The 2,136-nt window shown below is 37.6% G+C and carries 4 protein-coding genes; all 4 read left to right on the forward strand.

Annotated elements, in window-relative coordinates:
* The coding region (locus AB1444_16390; GenBank protein ID MEW6528233.1) for a hypothetical protein at positions 1 to 658 on the forward strand (658 nt) is incomplete at its 5' end.
* A complete protein-coding gene (locus tag AB1444_16395) occupies positions 658 to 1,182 on the forward strand; it encodes a hypothetical protein (GenBank protein ID MEW6528234.1) in 525 nt (174 codons plus the stop codon). The genes AB1444_16390 and AB1444_16395, both read left to right, overlap by 1 nt.
* Positions 1,183 to 1,383: 201 nt before the next feature.
* Complete coding sequence (locus AB1444_16400) at positions 1,384 to 1,719, forward strand: ankyrin repeat domain-containing protein (protein ID MEW6528235.1); 336 nt, start codon at positions 1,384 to 1,386, stop codon at positions 1,717 to 1,719.
* A gap of 80 nt (positions 1,720 to 1,799) precedes the next feature.
* Positions 1,800 to 2,136 (forward strand): hypothetical protein (locus AB1444_16405; protein MEW6528236.1); only part of this gene is annotated, 337 nt, incomplete at its 3' end.

Below are 2,136 nucleotides of genomic sequence, written 5' to 3' on the forward strand. Positions count from 1 at the left end.
TTACTGGTACATGCAGCAGGATGGCAGCCGTAAACTCCCCGGGCTTGGAGGTGTATTTAATGCGGTGAATATGGATGTGTATCACTATGCGGGAAATAATCCGGTGAAGTTAGTGGATCCGGATGGGCAATATGCGATATACGATGATTTGGCTTTTGCAGTTGGAGGAGCAATAATAGGATTGGGCTCACAAGCAGTACAGGATATGTTAACAGGGACAAAAAGTGATTGGGAAGATTATGCAGCAGCGGGTATAGGAGGAGCAATAGGTGGCTGGGCTTTATTATATACTGGACCGGTTGGCGCTGGAGCAGCGGGAGGTGCTATTACTAACTCAGTGAGACAAGGTTTAAAATGGTTTACAGGTAAACAAAAGGGATTTGATATTTCTGAATTAGCAATTGAAACTGGGACAGGTGCATTGTTAGGAAAATTACCAGGAATAAAAGTAAAGGGAGTAACGAGTGGGCGTGGTTCTATGAATGCAGTATATAAACAAATGACAACAAAGTTAAGAGAAGGGACAATAAAATCGATAAAGCCAAAGACAGCAATAAAAATGTTTAAGGGGCGAATAAAAGATACCGCATTTGTTGAAGGGGCATGGGCAAATTCAATGATAAATGCAGGCAAGAATAAAGCGAAGGATGAAAAATAATGGGAGATAGTGAATGGAAAAACAAAAGATTAGAAGTGCGCTACTCAATCGCTTCTTTATTAATAGCTGAAACTTTTGTTTTAATACTAACAATTATAGGTGTTGAGTCATATATTTCGAGTAAAATTAATGATGCCTTAATAGTTACTATATGTATTATAATTTTTGGAATATTTATATATCTATGGTTTAGGGCATTTAGGATAACAGTGGAAAATGGGGTACTTACGTATAAACAGTTATTTGGTAAAACGAGAGTAATACGTATAGATGATATAGAAGAAGCATATACAGAGATAGGAGTAAAGCACAAAGGGGATGAATATCGAGCATTTATACGATTGATGATAAAACCAAAGAAAGGATGTGGGGTAGAAGGTTTTTATATAAACTTAAAGCCATTTGAGGAGAAAGGGATACACCAATTATTTGAAATATTACCAATGCGGAAGGGGAAAAAATCCCGGCGATTATCAGTATTGCCATTGGAAAAGGATGAAGATGTGAATGATGAAAGAACATAGGTGTGCAGAATAATTAATTAAGATGTGATATAAAAAAATATAAATAAAGCTCGATAGATTACAATCCATCGTTGATATGACAAACAGAAGAAAAAAGTAAATGGGATAATACAATGAAAGTTTAAATGATAAAAATATTAATATTCTCACTCATAATTATTATATTGGCTGGATGTAATAAATTAACGGAAGAAGATAAAAGTGGTTGTTAATAAGATAGATAACCATAGCCATAATGGGTTAATTTGGTATCTGGTTAGCATCAGGAGAATGGAAAATATAAAAATTTTAATGTTACTCTTGGATAAAGGTATAAACATAAATCATCAAGACAATTGTGGGAACACAGCACTCCATCATATAGTAAAACTAAATCGCTATAAAGAAATCATAAAGTTGCTTTTAGATAACGGAGCTGACGTAAATATAAGAAACAAAAAAGGCCAAACACCTTTGGATTTAGCTCAAAAAGAGGGTGATAATGAAATAATACATTTATTACAAAGGTATGCAAACAAAAAGGTTGTTGGAAGGTAAGCTGGAAGGTAATAAAAGTTAACCAGTCATTTTGGCAGTAACTATCGCCCATACTCTACCGTGAGGGCGGTGGTACAGGGGTGGTGCACACACAGCGCTATGCGTACGATGACTGGGGCAATGTGACCATGTATAAAGATGAAGGAAGCCCTGACACGCAAAGCGATGATGTGATAGCAGCAATAAGCTACAATTACAACACCGCAAGCTACATACTGGACAGGCCATTGCAGATAGCTGTTGTTGATTACACGGGCAAGGTGTATAGAAACCGTGCCGGCACATATGATAGCAAGGGCAACCTTACGCGCCTTAGAATCATGGGCGGGCAGCAGGGGTATGCGGTATGGGACTTTGCCTATGACCAGTATGGGAACATCGTGGTGGTAAAGGAGCCGGCCAATTATGCAGGCCAGA

It is taken from the genome of Spirochaetota bacterium (assembly GCA_040756435.1).
Lineage (GTDB): Bacteria > Spirochaetota > UBA4802 > UBA4802 > UB4802 > UBA4802.

What these genes read in the sequence shown, in the direction of transcription:
- AB1444_16395 (MEW6528234.1), top strand. Translation starts at nt 658, where the DNA reads ATGGGAGATAGTGAATGGAAAAACAAAAGATTAGAAGTGCGCTACTCA.